At 72.0% G+C, this 14,935-nt stretch carries 14 protein-coding genes; 8 read left to right on the top strand and 6 right to left on the bottom strand.

Going from position 1 to position 14,935, the window contains the following annotated elements:
- The first annotated feature begins 43 nt into the window (after window positions 1–43).
- From KOI47_RS12880 to KOI47_RS12900, 5 genes are read left to right on the top strand one after another with little or no spacing between them, the layout of a single operon-like run.
- Window positions 44–1,753 (top strand): carbon starvation CstA family protein, encoded by a 1,710-nt coding sequence (locus tag KOI47_RS12880; protein ID WP_216216203.1) that lies wholly within the window; start codon window positions 44–46, stop codon window positions 1,751–1,753.
- Window positions 1,750–2,022 carry a cory-CC-star protein gene (locus KOI47_RS12885; RefSeq protein ID WP_216216204.1) on the top strand — a complete coding sequence of 91 codons (273 nt, stop codon included), beginning with the start codon at window positions 1,750–1,752 and terminating at the stop codon, window positions 2,020–2,022. Before KOI47_RS12880 ends, KOI47_RS12885 begins: the two co-directional genes overlap by 4 nt.
- Window positions 2,013–2,954 (top strand): ArsA family ATPase, encoded by a 942-nt coding sequence (locus KOI47_RS12890; RefSeq protein WP_408629908.1) that lies wholly within the window; start codon window positions 2,013–2,015, stop codon window positions 2,952–2,954. The genes KOI47_RS12885 and KOI47_RS12890 overlap by 10 nt, the downstream gene beginning before the upstream one ends.
- Window positions 2,955–2,966: 12 nt before the next feature.
- Window positions 2,967–4,142, top strand: a complete 1,176-nt coding sequence (gene hemW / locus KOI47_RS12895; RefSeq protein ID WP_216216205.1) for a radical SAM family heme chaperone HemW — start codon at window positions 2,967–2,969, stop codon at window positions 4,140–4,142.
- Window positions 4,143–4,145: 3 nt separating this feature from the next.
- Window positions 4,146–4,538, top strand: coding sequence for an ester cyclase (locus KOI47_RS12900; RefSeq protein WP_216216206.1), 393 nt, complete (start codon window positions 4,146–4,148; stop codon window positions 4,536–4,538).
- A gap of 179 nt (window positions 4,539–4,717) precedes the next feature.
- Here KOI47_RS12900 and KOI47_RS12905 read toward each other — a convergent pair whose 3' ends face one another.
- Genes KOI47_RS12905 through KOI47_RS12915 form a run of 3 tightly spaced genes read right to left on the bottom strand, consistent with a single transcriptional unit; the run spans window position 4,718 to window position 8,603 of the window.
- A complete protein-coding gene (locus KOI47_RS12905; protein ID WP_216216207.1) occupies window positions 4,718–5,380 on the bottom strand; it encodes a response regulator in 663 nt (220 codons plus the stop codon).
- Window positions 5,377–6,561 carry a histidine kinase gene (locus KOI47_RS12910; RefSeq protein WP_216216208.1) on the bottom strand — a complete coding sequence of 395 codons (1,185 nt, stop codon included), beginning with the start codon at window positions 6,559–6,561 and terminating at the stop codon, window positions 5,377–5,379. The genes KOI47_RS12905 and KOI47_RS12910 overlap by 4 nt, the downstream gene beginning before the upstream one ends.
- Window positions 6,558–8,603 (bottom strand): MMPL family transporter, encoded by a 2,046-nt coding sequence (locus tag KOI47_RS12915; protein WP_216216209.1) that lies wholly within the window; start codon window positions 8,601–8,603, stop codon window positions 6,558–6,560. The genes KOI47_RS12910 and KOI47_RS12915 overlap by 4 nt, the downstream gene beginning before the upstream one ends.
- 204 nt (window positions 8,604–8,807) lie before the next feature.
- Here KOI47_RS12915 and KOI47_RS12920 point away from each other — a divergent pair, with 204 nt between their 5' ends.
- The 3 genes from KOI47_RS12920 to KOI47_RS12930 all read left to right on the top strand — a co-directional run bounded on the left by KOI47_RS12920 (window position 8,808) and on the right by KOI47_RS12930 (window position 12,427).
- Window positions 8,808–9,578, top strand: coding sequence for an ABC transporter ATP-binding protein (locus tag KOI47_RS12920; RefSeq protein WP_216216210.1), 771 nt, complete (start codon window positions 8,808–8,810; stop codon window positions 9,576–9,578).
- A gap of 4 nt (window positions 9,579–9,582) precedes the next feature.
- A complete protein-coding gene (locus KOI47_RS12925; RefSeq protein ID WP_216216211.1) occupies window positions 9,583–11,514 on the top strand; it encodes an FtsX-like permease family protein in 1,932 nt (643 codons plus the stop codon).
- A 97-nt stretch (window positions 11,515–11,611) separates the two neighbouring features.
- Window positions 11,612–12,427, top strand: coding sequence for a siderophore-interacting protein (locus KOI47_RS12930; RefSeq protein ID WP_216216212.1), 816 nt, complete (start codon window positions 11,612–11,614; stop codon window positions 12,425–12,427).
- Window positions 12,428–12,467: 40 nt separating this feature from the next.
- On the opposite strand, the gene KOI47_RS12935 is transcribed toward KOI47_RS12930, so the two are convergent.
- The 3 genes from KOI47_RS12935 to KOI47_RS12945 form a co-directional block, all read right to left on the bottom strand.
- Window positions 12,468–12,929 (bottom strand): hypothetical protein, encoded by a 462-nt coding sequence (locus KOI47_RS12935; RefSeq protein WP_216216213.1) that lies wholly within the window; start codon window positions 12,927–12,929, stop codon window positions 12,468–12,470.
- 157 nt (window positions 12,930–13,086) lie between these two features.
- Window positions 13,087–13,899 carry an SAM-dependent methyltransferase gene (locus tag KOI47_RS12940; protein ID WP_216216214.1) on the bottom strand — a complete coding sequence of 271 codons (813 nt, stop codon included), beginning with the start codon at window positions 13,897–13,899 and terminating at the stop codon, window positions 13,087–13,089.
- 30 nt (window positions 13,900–13,929) lie between these two features.
- The gene (locus tag KOI47_RS12945) at window positions 13,930–14,928 is read right to left on the bottom strand and encodes a TIGR03842 family LLM class F420-dependent oxidoreductase (RefSeq protein ID WP_216216215.1); all 999 of its coding nucleotides are present in this window, start codon (window positions 14,926–14,928) and stop codon (window positions 13,930–13,932) included.
- Window positions 14,929–14,935: the final 7 nt, after the last annotated feature.

A 14,935-nucleotide genomic window follows, 5' to 3' on the forward strand; every position in this document is an offset into this window, starting at 1 on the left:
ACCGTCCCCACCCTCCAGCAACGGTGCCCGTGGAGTGTGCGAGATGCCTGCAGTAGTGGTCGCCCTGGTCGTAGCCGTGCTCTTCTTCCTCGGATATCGCTACTACTCCGCGTACCTCGCGAAGAAGGTCTACGCGCTGGACCCGGCCTTCGTCACGCCCGCGCACAGTATGCGCGACGGGGTCGACTTCGTGCCCACCAACAAGCACGTCCTCTTCGGGCACCACTTCACCTCGGTCGCCGGTGCCGCGCCGATCGTGGGCCCGGCGATCGCTGTGTTCTGGGGCTGGGGCCCGGCGCTGGCCTGGGTGGTGCTCGGCACCATCTTCGCCGCGGGGGTGCACGACTTCGGCGCGCTGGCGGTCTCCGTGCGGCACCGCGCTAAGAGCATCGGCACCCTGGCCAGGGAGGTCATCAACCGGCGCGCCAGGGTGCTCTTCCTGCTGATCATCTTCTTCCTGCTCACCCTGGTCAACGCCGTGTTCGCGGTGGTCATCGCCAACCTGTTCATCGGCACCCCCGAGGCGGTGCTGCCGATCCTGCTGGAGATCCCGCTGGCCATCGGGATCGGGCAGTACGTGTACCGCACCCGCACCGCCGCGCTGGTGCCCTCGATCATCGGCGTGATCGTGCTGTACCTCTCGATCTTCCTGGGCCAGCTGCTGCCCATCTCGCTGGCCGGGTTCGCCGCCGAGGACGGGTTGTTCACCGAGCGCAACATCTGGGTCATCCTGCTGTTCGCCTACACTTTCGTCGCCTCGCGCGTCCCGGTGTGGGTGCTGCTGCAGCCACGGGACTACATCAACTCGCACCAGCTGTTCGTGGCACTCGGCGTGATCGGGCTCGGCGTCGTGGTCGGAATGGACCGCATCGTCGCGCCGCTGATCAACGACACCCCGGAGGGCTCGCCGAGCTGGTTCCCGTTCCTGTTCATCACCATCGCCTGCGGGGCCATCTCCGGGTTCCACAGCCTGGTGGCCTCGGGAACGACATCGAAGCAGCTGGACAAGGAGACCGACGCGCGGCATGTCGGCTACCTCGGCGCGATCGGGGAGGGCTCGCTGGCCCTTGGCGCGATCCTGGCCTGCACCGCGGGCGTGGTGGCCAGCACCGCGGAATGGCACGCGCTCTACGCCGACTTCAGCAGCGCCTCGGACGGGCCGGCCGGGCGGTTCGTCGAGGGCGTGGCCGCCTTCGCGGGCAACCTCGGCATCCCGAGCACGGTCGCGCTGATCTTCGGGGCGATCGTGGTGATCAGCTTCGCCGCGACCACAATGGACACCGGCGTGCGGTTGCAGCGCTACATCGTCCAGGAGATCGCCGAGATCTCCGGTGCCCGCAAGCTGTCCCGCAACATCACCGGCGCCACCGCGATCGCCGTGCTCATCCCGCTGGTGATGGCACTGCTGCCGGGCGGCGGCGACGCCGGGTACACCTTCGGCGTGCTGTGGCAGCTGTTCGGCACCACCAACCAGCTCACCGCGGGACTCGCGCTGGCCGTGGTCGCGGTGTGGGTGACCAAGAACCGCCGCAACCCGATCGCGGTGCTGGTGCCGCTGGTGTTCCTGCTGGCGATGACCAGCTGGGCGCTGGTGATCAACCTGCAGAAGTTCGTGGACGCCGGGCAGTGGGTGCTGGCCCCGCTGGACGCGATCATCTTCCTGCTGGCGATCTGGCTGATCGTGGAGGCGGCGATCGCGCTGCGCAAAGCCTGGACGGCCGCACCCGAGCGGGAGCCGGAATCGGGCGCATGAGCCGCCTTTCCCGGCTGGCCGCCCTCTGGCGCCGGATCGAGGCCGGCCACGAGCAGGTGTTCGTGGCCCGCTGGCGGCAGGGGCTGCGCCGGGAGGCCCGGCAGCGCGAGGACACCCTGCGCGCATTGGTGCTGCTGGATTCGCTCGGGGTGGAGAACCCGGTGGCCTACGAGACCCTGGAGCTGATCCCGTACCTGGTGGCCGACCTGCACGAATGGCACCGGCGGATGGGCCGGGAGAGCTTCGGTGACCCCGGGGTGTGCTGTTGAGTTCCGCGCTGCGGTTCTTCGGCGGCAAGGGCGGGGTGGGCAAGACCACGCTCGCGGCCGCCTTCGGCCTGCTGGCCGCGGGCGAGGGAACGCGCACGCTGGTCGTGTCCACCGACCCCGCGCACTCCCTCGGTGACGCGCTGGCCACCCCGCTCGGCGAGCGGCCGAGGCAGGTGGCGGACCGGCTGTGGGCCGCCGAGGTCAGCGGGGAGGCGCAGGCAGGCAAGCGGCTCGAGGAGATCACCAGGGACGCCGAGCGGACGCTGCCCCGTGAGGTGCTGCCCGCGGTGCGCACCCATCTGCGGCGCGCGGTCGGCAGCCCTGGCACGGTGGAGTCGGCTCTGCTGGACCGGCTGATCGAGCTGACCGAGTCCGCCGAATGGGAACTGCTCGTTGTGGACAGCGCACCCACCGGGCATATGCTCCGGCTGCTCACCCTGCCCGCCCTGCTCACCCCGTGGATCGAGGGGCTGGCGCAGCAGCGCCGCTCCGCCAGGGATGTGGACCGGATGGCCACGGGCGCCCTCGGCTCGGCGGCGGAGGCCGACCCGCTGCTGGACCGGCTGCAGGAGCGCAGGGCCCGGATGGAGCGGATGGCGCAGCGGCTGCGCACCGACGCGCTCGTGCACCTGGTCCTGGTGCCCGAGCGGCTGCCGCTGGCGGAGACCCTGCGCACGGCCGGGACGCTCACCGAGTCCGGCGTCCGGCTCGGTCCGATGATCGTGAACCGGGTGCTGCCGGAGGGTGAGGCCGGGCTGCTGGCCCGGCGCAGGCGGCAGCAGGAGGAGGTGCTGGGGCAGCTGGAGGGTTACCGCCAGGTGCGGGTGCCGCTGCTGGCCGGCGCGCTCACCGGGCAGGCCGAACTGGCCGCGCTCGCCGAGCTGCTGGCCGCGGCGGGCCTGCCCGGCACGCCGGGCGCTGACCTGCGGTGAGACACTGGAGGGGTGTTGCAGGAGGATGCGCTCGAGGGGGTGGGCACGCGGCCGTTCGGGGTGTACGTGCACGTCCCGTTCTGCGCGACCCGCTGTGGTTACTGTGACTTCAACACCTACACCGCGGGTGAGCTCGGGTCCTCGTCCTCGCCGGGTTCCTGGCTGGAGGCACTGCGCCGCGAGCTCGACCTGGCGGCCGGGCTGCTGGGCACCCCACCCCGCGCGGACACCGTGTTCGTCGGCGGCGGCACCCCCTCGCTGCTCGGCGCGGACGGCCTCGCCGCGGTGCTGGACGCGGTGCGCGGCAGCTTCGGGCTGGCCGGCGACGCCGAGGTGACCACCGAGTCGAATCCGGAGTCCACCTCGCCGGAGTTCTTCGCCGGTCTGCTGCGGGCCGGGTACACCCGGGTCTCGCTGGGGATGCAGTCGGCGGCGCCGCACGTGCTGCGGGTGCTGGACCGGGTGCACACCCCCGGCCGTCCGGTCGCCGCGGCCAGGGAGGCGCGGGCGGCCGGGTTCGAGCACGTCAACCTCGACCTGATCTACGGAACGCCGGGGGAGCGGGAGGAGGACCTGCGCTCCTCGCTGGAGGCCGTGCTGGCCGCCGGGGTGGACCACGTCTCGGCGTACGCGCTGATCGTGGAGGATGGCACCGCGCTGGCCCGGCGGGTGCGCAGGGGCGAGCTGCCCGCGCCGGACGACGACGTGCTGGCGCGGCGCTATGAACTGCTCGACGCCGCGCTGGCCGGCGCGGGGCTGCACTGGTACGAGGTGTCCAACTGGGCGGCATCGGCGCGCGCCCGGTGCCGGCACAACCTCGGCTACTGGCTCGGCGGGGACTGGTGGGGCGCGGGCCCCGGTGCGCATGGCCACATCGGCGGGGTGCGCTGGTGGAACGCCAAGCACCCGGCCCGGTACGCCGCGCGGCTGGAGTCCGGGGAGCTGCCGGTGGCCGGGCAGGAGGTGCTGACCGCGCAGGACCGCTACCTGGAGCGGGTGATGCTGGAGCTGCGGCTGGCCGAGGGGCTGCCGCTGGAGGCCCTGGACGAGGCCGGGCGGCGGTCGGTCCAGGACGCGGTCGCCGAGGGGTTGCTGGAGCGGTCCGCGCTGGCGGATCGGGGTCGTGCGGTGCTGACCGGACGGGGCCGGTTGCTCGCCGACGGCGTGGTGCGCAGGCTGGTCGGCTGAGCCGTGTCCGAGCGCGCGAACAAGGATCTGGTGATCCGCCTGATCGAGCGGGTGTGGAACGCCGGGAAGGTGGAGTTGCTGCCCCAGCTGTGGGCTGAGGACACCCGCGCCGACGCGCTGGCCCTGCACCAGGTGCTCACCGAAGCCTTCCCGGACCTGTGGGTGGAGATCGAGGAACTGGTCGCCGGTGAGGACCGGGTGGTGGCCCGCCTGCGGTTGCACGGCACCCACCGCGGCGAGTTCCTCGGCGCGGAACCCACCCACCGCCCGGTGACCCTCACCGCGATCCGGATCTACCGCATTGCCGGTGGCCGGATCGTCGAGGCCCTCGCCGACCAGGACGCCATGGGCCTGCTGCAGCAACTCCGCGAGGCGGAGGCCGCCCCGGGTTCCTGACCGCGCGCCGACGGCCAACGCGTGCGCGTGGACAGCCAAAGCGTGCGCGGGAACGGCAAACACGTGCGCGGGAACGGCAAACACGATGGGTGCGCGTGTTTGCCATCTGCGCGCACGCGTTTGCCGCCTACATCCACGCGTTGGCCGTTCACATCCGCGCGTTGGCCGTTGGCTAACGGTCAACTGGGCTGGACGAGGCCGGATTCGTAGGCGGCGATCACCAACTGGGCCCGGTCCCGGGCGTCCAGTTTGGTGAGCAGCCTGCTGACGTAGGTTTTCGCGGTCAACGGGCTGATCACCAGGGTTTCGGCGAGTTCGGCGTTGTTCAACCCGCGGCCGATCATGGTGAGCACCTCGCGTTCCCGGCTGGTCAGCCCGTCCAGGGTGGCGGCGGAGGCCACCGCCGGGTCGGGGGTGCGCAGGACCCTGGTGATCAGGGAGCGGGTGGCGCCGGGGGACAGCAGGGCATCGCCCGCGGCGATGGTGCGGATGGCGGCCAGCAGGTCGGCGGGCTGGGTGTCCTTGACCAGGAACCCGCTGGCCCCGGCACGCAGCGCGGCCAGCACGTTCTCGTCGCTCTCGAAGGTGGTCAGGATCAGCACCCGCACCCCGGCGAGGTCCTCGTCCCCGGCGATCCGGCCGGTGGCCTCGATCCCGTCCACCCCGGGCATCCGGATGTCCATCACCACCACGTCCGGCTGCGTGGTGCGGACCAGCTCGTGCGCCCGCTCACCCTCCTCCGCCTCGCCGACCACCGTCATATCCGGTGCCGAGCGGATGAGCAGGGCGAAGGCGCTGCGCACCAGCGCCTGGTCGTCGGCGAGCAGCACCCGGATCGTCATCGGTCGTCCTCCGCGCTCGGCGCGGGCAGGACAGCCTCGACGGTGAACCCGCGTGGGCCGGGGCCCGCGGCAAGGGTGCCGCCGAGGGCGGCCGCCCGCTCGGTCATCCCGATGATGCCGTACCCGCCGCCCGCGCCGTCCCCGGACGCCCCGGCCCCGTTGTCCCGCACCTCCAGCCGCATCTCGCCGGGGCGGTAGCACAACAGCAGGGTCGCCGCGCTCGCCCCGGAGTGCTTGACCACATTGGTGAGCGCCTCCTGGGCGATCCGGTACAGGGTGATCTCCACACCCTGCCCCAGCGGCCGCGGCTCGCCCTCCACCCGCATGGTCACCGCAACCCCGGCGGCGCCGGTGTCCTCGGCCAGCGCGGGTAGCTGGTCGAGGCCGGGTGTCGGCTGCCGTTCGGTGCCGTCCTCGGTCCCCCGCAGGACGTCCAATGTGGTCCGCAGCTCTGCCAGCGCCCCGCTGCTGGCGGCGGCCACGGTGCGCAGGGGCTCGGCGATCTCCCCCGCCACCGGATCGTCCTCGTGCTCGGCCAGCAGGTGGACGGCCACCCCGGCATGGGCGTTGATCACCACGATCCGGTGTGCCAGCGCGTCGTGCAGATCGCGGGCGATCCGCAGACGCTCCTCGGCTACCCTGCGCGCGGCCTCCTCCTCCCGGGTGTGCTCGGCGCGCTCGGCCCGTTCGGTGATCGAGCCGAGGTAGGCGCGGTGCAGCCGGATGGCCTCGCCGAGCACGGCGGCCAGTAGCAGCCAGCCGAGCGGGACCGTCACATAGACACCGGGCGGGTCGTCCTGGAACGCCGCGAGGGTGACCAGCAGCACGGTCAGCACCGGCGCGATCCACAGCCGGTGCCGGGAGCCGGTCACCGACACCGTGTAGATCAGCACCATCAGGCTGGGCAGGGTGACCTCGTGCGGGTAGTCCAGCGGGTGATAACCGCTGTGCGCCACCAGGCTCGCGGCCAGGGCCGGCAGCGGGAACCGGCGGCGCACCAGCACCGGCAGCACGATGAGCACCAGCAGGATGACGCCGAGCGGGTCCAGCGGCCGGGAGCCGAACCAGTCGAACGGGGTGAGCGCACCGGCCAGCAGCGTGAGCGCCAGCAGGGCACCGGTCAGCGCCAGATCGGAGCGGGTGACGCCGAACGGGCGCAGGCCGGTGCTGGATGTCGTCACGAGGACATCTTCTCCGGCAGGCGGGTCTCGGGCAGCGGTTCGGCGGGCTCGCGGCCGCCCGGCCACCACATCCGGCGACGGCCGAGCACCAGCAGCGGGGCCACCAGGGCCGGTTGCACCACCAGCGTCTGCAGCAGCACCCCGGCTGCGACCACGAACCCGATCTCGAAGATGGACACGAAGGGCATGGTCATCAGTACCGCGAAGGTGGCGGCGAGCACGACCCCCGCGGAGGCGATGACCGGGCCGGTGACCGCCACCGCCCGGCCCGCGGCCGCCGCGGTGCCCAGCCGCGGCAGGTCGTCCCGGACCCTGGACACCAGGAAGATCGAGTAGTCGATGCCGAGGGCGATCCCGAACACGAACCCGAGTGCGGGCAGGGTGGCTGCGGTCCCGGCGAAGCCGAACAGCAGGTCGAAGGCGAGCGCGCCGAGGCCGAGCGCGGCGGCGAAGCACAGCAGCACGGTGCCCACGATCATCAGCGGTGCCAGCACCGCGCGCAGCAGCCCGACCAGTACGAGTAGCACCACGGCCAGCGCCAGCGGCAGCACCACCCAGTTGTCCCGCGCGGCGGCGTCGGCGGTGTCGATCCGCTCCGCGCCCGGCCCGCCGACGAGCCCGGGGTGGCCCTCGGCGTCCAGTGCCGCGCGCAGTTCGCGGACGGTTTCCTCCTCGGCCGGGGTGTCCGGCGCCGCGGCCGGCTGCACCTCGAGCAGTGTCCATTCCGGACCGGAGCGGTCCGGCCGCACCGCCGAGACCCCCGGCACCGATCCGGCGACCGTCGCGACCCGGTCCGCCTGCCCGGTCGGGGCGGCCACGGTGAGCGGCCGCCCACCCTGCTGCGGAAAGGCGGCGCCGAGGGTGGCGTAACCGCGGACCGACTCCGGCGTGCTGGTGAACTGGTCGGTCTCGCCGAGCTCACCACCCATGGTGAGCACGCCGAGTGCCAGCGCGCCAAGTGCGAGTGCGCTGCCCACCGCCGAGCGTGCCGGGCGGGTCAGCAGCACCCTGGCGGCCCGGCCCCAGACCCGGCCACCCGAGGCAGGCAGGGCGCCGAACCGCGGTACCCGTGGCCAGAAGACCTTCCGGCCCGCGACCAGCAACAGGGCCGGTAGCAGGGTGAGCATGGCGAGCAGGGTGCAGCCGATGCCGATGGCGCCGACCAGGCCGAGACCGGAGATGTCGTTCATCCGCGCCGCGAGCAGGCACAGCAGGCCGAGCACGACGGTGCCGCCCGCCGCGAGGATCGCCGGACCGACCCCGCGCAGTGCCGTACGCATCGCCGCGGTGGCCGCCGCATGCCGGGGCAGCTGCTCGCGGTAGCGCGCGACCAGCAGCATGGCGTAGTCGGTGCCCGCGCCGAAGACCAGCACGATCATGATCGAGAAGCTTTGCGTGGAGATGGTCATGCCGGTGGCACGGGCCAGCCCGTACACCGCAGCCATGGAAGCCAGGGCCGATGCGCCCACCGCCAGCAGTGGCAGCAGCCAGAGGAACGGGCTGCGGTAGGTGACGATGAGCAGCAGTGCCACCACGACGGTGGTCACCAGCATCAGGGTCTCGTCGATCCCCTCGAAGACCGCGTCCACATCGGCGCCGATCGCGGCCGGGCCGGTGACCTCGACGGTCAGGCCCTCCGGCGCCCCGGCGACCTGCTGCCGCAGCGCGTCCACGAACTCGCCGGTGACCTGCTCGTCCTCGGCGGGGTTCTGGTTGCTGACGCCGTACATCAAGGTCGTGCCGTCCGCGGAGACCACCGGTGGCCCGCCGCTTTCGTACTCGGCGGGCAGCGTGTGCCGCTGCCGCGCGGCCAGCTCCCGGTCCCGATCGGTGATGCCGGCCGCGCGGTGGTAGACGACGAAGGCCTGATCACCCTCGCCGCCGGGAACCGTCGCCATCAGCTCGGCCACGCGGGTGGACTCCGCGTCCGCGGGTAGCCGGTCGGTCGGCTTGTCGCTCTGCACCGAGCCGATGTTCAGCCCGATCGGCACCGCGATCGCGAGTGCGAGCACCCACAACCCCAGCACGATTCTCTGCACCATCCGGATGAGCCTTCCCTTGCGTGTCCCGTGTGGACCTCAGGGTCTCCGGTTCGCGGCCTCGGCGCGTCCGCCCGGCGCGGACAATCCGGCGTACTCCGCTGGTTGACATCCGCCAGCCGGGCGCGGCCGGGTGGGGGCAGCCCCACCATGAACCCGGGGGTGGCCATGGCTGACCCGCAGCCGTTTTCCCGGTGAGATCGAGGCATGACGGCAGCGACGGATACGGCGCGGCAGCAGGCACGGCAGGGCGAGCGGATCGCGGCCGAGCTGCGCGGTGTGAGCAGGGAGTACGGCACCGGCCAGGCCGGGGTGCGCGCACTCGATCAGGTCAGTGTGGCCTTCCCGGCCGGCTCATGGACGGCGGTGATGGGGCCGTCCGGATCCGGTAAGTCGACCCTGCTGCACTGCGCGGCCGGGCTGGAGCGGGTGACCGGCGGGCAGGTGCTGCTCGCCGGGTCGGACATCACCTCGGCATCCGACGCCGAGCTCACCGCGCTGCGCAGGCGCGAGATCGGGTTCGTGTTTCAGAGCTTCAACCTGATCGGCTCGCTCACCGCGGAGCAGAACGTGGCCCTGCCGCTGCGGCTCGCCGGCCACCGGGTCAGCACCAAGCACGTGCGGGAGACGCTGGCGAGTGTCGGGCTGGACCAGCGGATGCGGCACCGCCCGCGCGAGCTCTCCGGCGGGCAGCAGCAACGGGTGGCGATCGCCAGGGCCATGGTGACCGGCCCTGCGGTGCTGTTCGCCGACGAGCCGACCGGCGCACTGGACTCGGCCGCCGCGCGCACCGTGCTCGGGCTGCTGCGCGCCATGGTGGACTCCTCGGGGCAGACCATCGTGATGGTCACGCACGATCCGGCCGCCGCGGCGAGCGCGGACTCGGTGCTGTTCCTTTCCGACGGGCGGATCGTGGACCAGCTCGCCCGGCCAACCGCCCGGCAGGTCGCCGACCGCCTCGCCAGGCTGGAGGGGTGAGCCGATGTTGCGGCTGTCGGTGAACACCTTCCGCGAGCGCTGGCAGCTGTTCATCGGCGCGATCATCACCGTCTGCATGGGCGTGGCGCTGGTGCAGTCCTCCCTGCTGGTGCTGATCTCGGTGGCGACCGCCGAACCGCCGCCCGGCCTGCCGCCGCTGGCCCGCGCGCAGCTGGAGAACGGCAACGCGGCCGCGCTCGCGATGCTCGGCGTGACCCTGGGCCTGTGCACCTTCCTCGCGGTGTTCATCGTCAGCTCCACCTTCGCCTTCACGGTGGCCCAGCGCAGGCGCGATCTCGCGCTGTTCCGGCTGGTCGGCGGTGGACGCGGGCAGGTGCGCAGGCTGCTGCTTTCCGAGGCGCTGCTGCTCGGCGTGATCGGGACCGGGCTGGGCATTCCGCTCGGGCTGCTGGTGATGCGGGTGCAGTCCTGGTTGCTGGCCGAGCTCGGATTCGTCCCGGCCGGGTTCACCGCGCACTGGCAGGACTGGATCCTGGGGGTGTCCGGTGGTGTCGGGGTCGGGGTGGCCCTGGCGGGGGTGCTGGTGGCCTCCGGCAGGGCGGCGCGGGTGCGCCCGCTGGAGGCCCTGCGCAAGACCGGGGCGGCGGCGCGGGTGATGACCTGGCCGCGGTGGTTCTTCGGCCTGCTGTTCCTCGCCGGCGCGCTGGCGATGGCGATCGTCGCGCGGTTCGCCGGGCCGGAGGGGGCCATCCCGTTGTCCATCAACGCCGCGCTGGCGGCCTCGGTAGGGCTGGCCGCGCTGAGCCCGCTGGTGGTGCCCGCGATGGGCGCGCTGGTCGGCGTGCTGCTGCGCGGCAGCGTGCTGGGTGGGCTGGCCCAGGCGAACCTGCGCGACGGCGTGCGGCGCAGCGCCGCCACCGCCGCTCCGCTGATCGTGCTGGTCGGCCTGCTGATCGGGCAGCTCGGCACGATGAGCTCGATCACCGAGGCCACCGAGCGCGCGCAGCGCCAGCACACCGCGGGCGACCTCGTGGTGGAGTCCACCGGGCCGGGGCAGTCGCGGCTGAGCCGGGTGCCAGGGGTCGAGTTGGCAGCCACGGAGCTGCAGGTACCCGCGGCGGTGATCACCAGCACCAGGGACGAGGGGGACGTCGAGACGGACACCGAGAACCTGCGGGGCGCGGCCGTGCACCCGGCGGCCTATCAGCGCACCCATCTGCGCGGGATGGCCGGTGGCTCGCTGGCGGACCTGCATGGTTCGACCGTGGCGATCCGGCCGATGAGCGCCGCCGGGCTCGGGGAGACCGTCACCGTCCGGTTCGGCGAGCAGGAGCGGCGACTGCGGGTGGTCGCCATCCTGCCCGAGTCGATGGGCGGCGGCCCCGAGTTGCTGGTTCCGCCCGAGGTGGTGCCGCCCGCGCTGCTGGCGGACGCGCCCGCGCAGACCATCCTGCGGCTGGCGCCGGGCGCCGCGGCCGGGGCGGTCGCGGCCGAGATCGAGGCGGCCGGGCTGGGCACGGTCCGCACCGTGCCGGAGTGGATCGCCCGCAGTACCGAGGAGCAGCAGGACACCCAGGCCGGGGTGATGACCGTGGTGATGGGGCTTGGCGGGCTGTACGCGCTGGTCGCGGTGATCAACTCGGTGGTGATCGCGGCGGCCGAGCGCAGGCCGGAGTTCGCCGTCGCGCGGGTAAGTGGCCTGCGCCGGGGCCAGGTGGTGCGGATGGCGCTGCTGGAGTCCTGGACGGTGACCGCGATCGGGCTCCTGCTCGGCGGGCTGGCCGCGGCGGCCACGCTGTTCGGGATCACCGCCGCGCTGGAGCGGATCACCGGTGTCGCGGTGTTCGCCGTGCCGTGGCCACTGGTCGGCGCCGTGGTGCTGGGTGCGTTCGCGGTGGTCGGCGTGACCAGCCTGTGGACCACGGTGTCGGCGACCCGGGCCAACCCCGTCTCGCTGGTCACCGCGAGTGAGTGATCGGTTCACCACGGTCGGTGCGGTCGCGTGCATAGGTTACCGTCGTGATTTAGGCTAGCCTTAGCTCTGGAATCTCGCGGCAGTGGAGGAGTGACGAATGGCGGACCGACCGGCACGCAAGAGCCGGCCGCTGACCCGGCTTCGGGTGTTGCGTACCGAACGGATTACGCCGCACATGATCCGGGTCGTGGCCGGTGGGGAGGGGCTCGCGGCCTTCCCCGGCAACGAGTTCACCGACTGCTATGTGAAGCTGCTGTTCCCGGTGCCTGGCGTCACCTACCCCGAGCCGTTCGATATGGACGTGATCCGCGCGGAGCTGCCGCGCGAGCACTGGCCGCGGGCTCGTACCTACACCGTGCGCTACCTGGACCGCGTGGCGGGCGAGCTGGCCATCGACTTCGTATACCACGGGGAGGAGGGCCTCGCCGGGCCGTGGGTCACGCGGGTGCAGCCGGGGGACGAGATGCTGCTGCTCGGCCCCGGCGGGGCATACGCACCCAGCGCCGAGGCGGACTGGCATCTGCTGGTCGGGGACGAGTCCGCGCTGCCAGCCATCGCCGCTTCGCTGGAGGCGATCCCGGCCGGTGCCCCGGTGCGGGCACTGGTGCAGGTGGCCGACGCCGCCGAGGAGCAGGCACTGGCGACCAAGGGCGAGGCGCAGGTGCGCTGGCTGCACCGCTGCGCGGGCGAGGACATCGTGGCCGCGGTGCGCGAGCTGGACTTCCCCGGCGGAACCGTGCAGGCGTTCGTGCACGGCGAGGCGGGTTTCGTGCGCGAGCTACGCAGACACCTGCTGGACGAGCGTGGCGTGCGCAGGGACCTGCTGTCGATTTCCGGCTACTGGCGCCGCGGAAAGAACGACGAGCAATGGCGGGAGGAAAAGGCGGCCGAGAACAAGGCACAGAACGGCTGAGCGCCCGGGTGGGCGCTCAGCCGTTCTGTGTTCCGATCGGTTATCCGGCGGAGACGCGGCCGCGGTAGGCGCTGCAGCTCAGTGCGGTCTTCTTCTCGTAGTTGCAGGCCTGGTAATTGATCCAGCCGGACTCCGGAATGGACAGATTGTGGTCGAGGCACTGCGGGTTCGGATAGGTCGAGTGCTTGACCTTCCTGCCGGACTTGTCGCTGCGGTAGTACCGGGCGACCGGGTGGTGCCCGTCTGCCTTGGCATCACAGATGTACAGGTGTTCACCGTAGGGCTGGAAGCACACCATCGCGCCACGGTCCGGCGAATATATCGGGTAGTAGCATTCCGCCTGCACGCCTGCCTCACCGTTGGCCGAGAGGACCGACACGTTCACCGATGGTGCGTTGTCCAACGATGATGCCTGCGATGTGTCGGCCTGTGCCACGGTCGCGCCGGTGCTGAGTGCCAGTCCCAGCGCAGCGGCAGCCGCCAGTACAATCTTTTTCCTCATCAGGAACTCCCCAGTTCGCGGTTCGTCGAGAACCGAATATTCAACCCCAGTTCTCCCAATGTTTATATTGGGACATCGGCACCCTACTGTTGACCTTGCGAGCCTGGCAAGAGAAACGCCCGGAAATACTCCGAATGCCGGTACGATGGCTGATCGCTCACAGCTTGCGCGCCACCCCGGCCAGCGCGCCGGAATGTGCGGGGGCCGGGTCGGGCTCCTCCGGCCGCCACTCCGACAGCCAGACCACGCCGGGTTCGACCAGTTCGAAGTCGCCGAAGAGCGCGGTGACCTCGGTGTGATTCCGGACGTGAACGGGGTTGCGGGTCTGCCGGGCGTAGTTGTCGCCGAGTTTCCTGGCCTCGGCCTGCCGCTGCCGGTCGGCCTCGGCCACGCTGCCGTGCGAGAGCGCCAGCAGGCTGCCAGGGACCAGCTGGTCGCGGTAGAACGCCAGCGCCTGCTCCGGTTCCCGCTCCGGCGGCATGAAGTGCAGCAGCGCCACCGCCAGCAGGCACACCGGTGCGCCGGGGTCGAGCACACCCTGGTCCAGTACCTGCCGCCACAACCGGTCCCGGTCGAAGAAGTCGCCGTGCAGGGCGCGGTGCCGGGCCGGATCCGCGGTGTCCTCCAGCAGGATCCGGGCGTGCGCGTGGGCGATCGGCTCGTTGTCCACGTAGACGACCCTGGCCTCGCCCGGTGCCGCCTCGTCGGCGACCTCGTGCACATTGCCCTGGGTGGGCAGCCCGGAACCGAGGTCCACGAACTGGCGGATACCGGCCGCCACGGCGTAGCGCACGGCACGGCCCAGAAAGGCCCGGTTGGCCAGGGCGAAATCGCGCATCCCCGGCGCCACCTCGAGTTGTGCCCTGGCGAACTCCCTGTCCACGGCGTAGTTGTTGGTGCCGCCGAGCAGGAAGTCGTACACCCGGCCGGGACTGGGGCGGTCGAGGTCCGGTCGTTCATCCGTTGCCATGCCGGCTGACCCTACCGCTCGCGGCCCGGCTCAGTGCGCGAGTTCGGCGATGATCTCCTTGCCGTATGCGGCGAGAGTCTCCTCGCGCCGGTCGTGCATCAGGTACACGGCGAACTGGTGCACGCCAAGCTCCGCCAGTTCGGCCAGCCGTTCCCGGTGCGCGGCGGCCGGGCCGAGCAGGCAGAACCGGTCGACGATCTCGTCCGGAACGAACTCGGTCGAGGGGTTGCCGGAGCGCCCGTGATGGGCGTAGTCGTAGCCCTGCCTGCCCGCGATGTAGTCGGTCAGCTCCCGCGGCACGGTGCCGCTGTCGCCGTACCGCGCCACCAGGTCGGCCACGTGGTTGCCGACCATTCCGCCGAACCAGCGCAGCTGCTCGCGCTGGTGCGGCAGGTCGGTGCCGACGTAGGCCGGCGCGGCCACGCAGATCGTGATGCCGGCCGGGTCGCGCCCCGCCTCCCGCGCGGCGGCCCGCACCGAGCCGATCGTCCAGCGCGCGATCGCCGGATCGGCTGTCTGCAGGATGAACCCGTCTGCCTGCTCACCGACGAGCTTCAGCGCCTTCGGGCCGTAGCCTGCCATCCACATCTCGAGCCTGCCGTCCCGGACCCACGGGAGGCGCACCGGGGTATCGCCGAGAACCGCCGAGCGGCCCTCGGCCAGCTCCTTGATCACGCGCATCGACTCGCGCAGGGTGGCCAGCGTGGACGGCGGCTTGCCGACCACCCGGTGCGCGGAGTCCCCGCGGCCGATCCCGCAGACCGTGCGGTTGCCGAACATGTCGTTCAAGGTGGCGAACAGCGAGGCGGTCACCGACCAGTCCCGCGGAACAGGGCTGGTGACCATCGGCCCGACCACCATGGCGGAGGTGGCCGCCAGGATCTGGGAGTAGATGACGAACGGCTCCTGCCACAGCACACAGGAGTCGAAGGTCCATCCGTACCCGAAGCCCTCGCCCTCCGCGGCCGTCATCAGCCGGACGACCTCGCGGGCGGGTGGGTCGGTCTGCAACACCACGCCGAAATCCATGACCTGC

The organism is Amycolatopsis aidingensis, from assembly GCF_018885265.1.
Taxonomy (GTDB): Bacteria; Actinomycetota; Actinomycetes; order Mycobacteriales; family Pseudonocardiaceae; genus Amycolatopsis; species Amycolatopsis aidingensis.